Annotated in this window: 2 tRNA genes and 1 rRNA gene; all 3 read left to right on the forward strand. The window is 51.8% G+C overall.

Going from position 1 to position 2,868, the window contains the following annotated elements:
* Positions 1-569 precede the first annotated feature (569 nt).
* The 3 genes from VLA04_00065 to VLA04_00075 all read left to right on the forward strand — a co-directional run bounded on the left by VLA04_00065 (position 570) and on the right by VLA04_00075 (position 2,538).
* Positions 570-2,127: ribosomal RNA gene (locus VLA04_00065) — 16S ribosomal RNA — on the forward strand.
* Positions 2,128-2,358: 231 nt separating this feature from the next.
* Positions 2,359-2,434, forward strand: a tRNA-Ala gene (locus VLA04_00070).
* Between the two features lie 27 nt (positions 2,435-2,461).
* Positions 2,462-2,538: transfer RNA gene (locus tag VLA04_00075), tRNA-Ile, on the forward strand.
* Positions 2,539-2,868: the final 330 nt, after the last annotated feature.

Raw genomic sequence — 2,868 nt, forward strand, 5'->3', positions numbered from 1 at the left:
AGCTAAAGTAGCCGACCCGCCACAAAAGGCTGGGGTTGCTCTCAAGAGAGCAACGGATCTTCCAACTTCTGGGACTTCAGATTGAGACTCAATCTTGTCCCGACAATGAAGATTGGGTGTCGTGAGACACCTGGTCATTAAAGTCGGTGTCAACGATTGAGTTTTTTGTTGCCCGGAAGAGAGGGGATTCAACGATCTTTGAAAGTTTGATTCTGGAGTTTGTCACACGACTCCGTTGAAAGTACAAGGCCGAAGTTGCACGAAAGTGAAGCGACGGGCTTGAAACTGGAAGCGGACGAACAAATTCAGAACGGTCAACAATAGATGCCTCGATAACCGAGATCGCCGCAAGGTGATTGAGGGGAGCTCGAGGCAGACGAAAAGCAAAAATTGAATTGTGCGTTATACGTCAGATCTTTGATTTCAACAATTATATAGACTGAACAAACCCTGCGAAAGCTGCCGACCTTCGGGTTGAGGTGAGTAACAGGTTATGAACAGTCAGATTTAGTAAGCAGCTTTAGCAGCTGTCTTACGCAAACTTTGGGGCTTAATTGCCTCATCCGTTTTTCACGGAGAGTTTGATTCTGGCTCAGAACGAACGCTGGCGGCGTGGATAAGACATGCAAGTCGAACGGGATATTATTTGTAGCAATACAAATGATGTCCAGTGGCGTAAGGGTGCGTAACACGTGGGGAATCTGCCGAGAAGTGGGGGATAGCTCGTCGAAAGGCGAATTAATACCGCATGTGGTTAGGGGAGACATCTCTCCGATACCAAAGCCGGGGCAACCTGGCGCTTCTTGATGACCCCGCGGCCTATCAGCTAGTTGGTGAGGTAACGGCTCACCAAGGCTATGACGGGTAGCTGGTCTGAGAGGACGACCAGCCACACTGGAACTGAGACACGGTCCAGACACCTACGGGTGGCAGCAGTCGAGAATTTTTCTCAATGGGGGAAACCCTGAAGGAGCGACGCCGCGTGGAGGATGAAGGTCTTCGGATTGTAAACTCCTGTCATTTGGGAACAATTGTCATCCGTTAACTGCGGGTGGCTTGATAGTACCAGAAGAGGAAGAGACGGCTAACTCTGTGCCAGCAGCCGCGGTAATACAGAGGTCTCAAGCGTTGTTCGGATTCATTGGGCGTAAAGGGTGCGTAGGTGGCGCCATAAGTCAGGTGTGAAATCTCGGAGCTCAACTCCGAAACTGCACTTGATACTGTGGTGCTGGAGTACTGGAGAGGAGATTGGAATTTACGGTGTAGCAGTGAAATGCGTAGATATCGTAAGGAAGACCAGTGGCGAAGGCGAATCTCTGGACAGTTACTGACACTGAGGCACGAAGGCCAGGGGAGCAAACAGGATTAGATACCCTGGTAGTCCTGGCAGTAAACGGTGCGCGTTTGGTGTGGGAGGATTCGACCCCTTCTGTGCCGGAGCTAACGCGTTAAACGCGCCGCCTGGGGAGTACGGTCGCAAGATTAAAACTCAAAGAAATTGACGGGGGCCCGCACAAGCGGTGGAGTATGTGGCTTAATTCGATGCAACGCGAAGAACCTTACCTAGCCTTGACATGCATCTCTAAGTCGGTGAAAGCCGGCGACCATAGCAATATGGAATTTGCACAGGTGCTGCATGGCTGTCGTCAGCTCGTGTCGTGAGATGTTGGGTTAAGTCCCGCAACGAGCGCAACCCCTGTGAACTGTTGCCACCGGCCTTCGGGCCGAGCACTCTGTTCAGACTGCCCTGTGAAACGGGGAGGAAGGTGGGGATGACGTCAAGTCAGCATGGCCCTTACGGCTAGGGCTGCACACGTACTACAATGCTCAGTACAGAATGAACCGAAACCGCGAGGTGGAGGAAATCCATAAAACTGAGCCCAATTCGGATTGGAGGCTGCAACTCGCCTCCATGAAGCCGGAATCGCTAGTAATGGCGTATCAGCTACGACGCCGTGAATACGTTCCCGGGCCTTGTACACACCGCCCGTCACATCATGGAAGTCACTTGTACCCGAAGTAGGTGCGCCAACCGCAAGGAGGCAGCCTCCTAAGGTATGGGTGGTAACTGGGATCAAGTCGTAACAAGGTAGCCGTAGGGGAACCTGCGGCTGGATCACCTCCTTTCTAAGGAGAAATGCCTTCATTCCTCACGGAACTGGCATAGGTCGATCGCTAATGTCTCCTGGAGTCCCTTAAAAGACTCCCTGGAAACGATGCGACCCTAAGACTTCGGTAACGAAAGAAACCGGAGCATCAGAGATTTGAAACGGTAGCGCACAATTCAGTTTTTGCTTCAATTCCCGATGCGTCTGGCAGCGGAAACAAATGTTCGAACTCACTTACACCAAACCCTTTGGGGGCATAGCTCAGTTGGTAGAGCGGTAGCTTTGCAAGCTATAGGTCTGGGGTTCGAATCCCCATGCCTCCACCAAAGCGCCGCAAGCGCCGCGATTCCCAGGGGCGTGTAGCTCAGTTGGTTAGAGCATGCGCTTGATAAGCGCAGGGTCGCAGGTTCGAATCCTGCCACGCCCACCATCGGATCCGAGGAAAGGACAGTGAGGTAAGAAGAAGCGAATGAAGCAAACAACGACCGTTTTGAGTCTGGCCAAAGGCATAAACTCCTGAATCCAAACACAGCCCCGGGCCTTCAGGCCCGCCGGTTCTTTGACATCTACATACAGTAAGTAAATAACAACTTTGAAAGTTGAGTCTGAAATTCGGCCGTCGCAAGACGGCCCGAGAATTTCAGTTATCACAAATTTCCCGCGGCTCTTCGGAGTCGTGAGGATACGATTGATCAAGCTACAAAGAGCACATGATGGATGCCTTGGTGCCAATAGGCGAAGAAGGACGTGATAAGCTGCG

The sequence above is a fragment of the Verrucomicrobiia bacterium genome, from assembly GCA_035460805.1.
GTDB lineage: Bacteria > Patescibacteriota > UBA1384 > CAILIB01 > CAILIB01 > DATHWI01.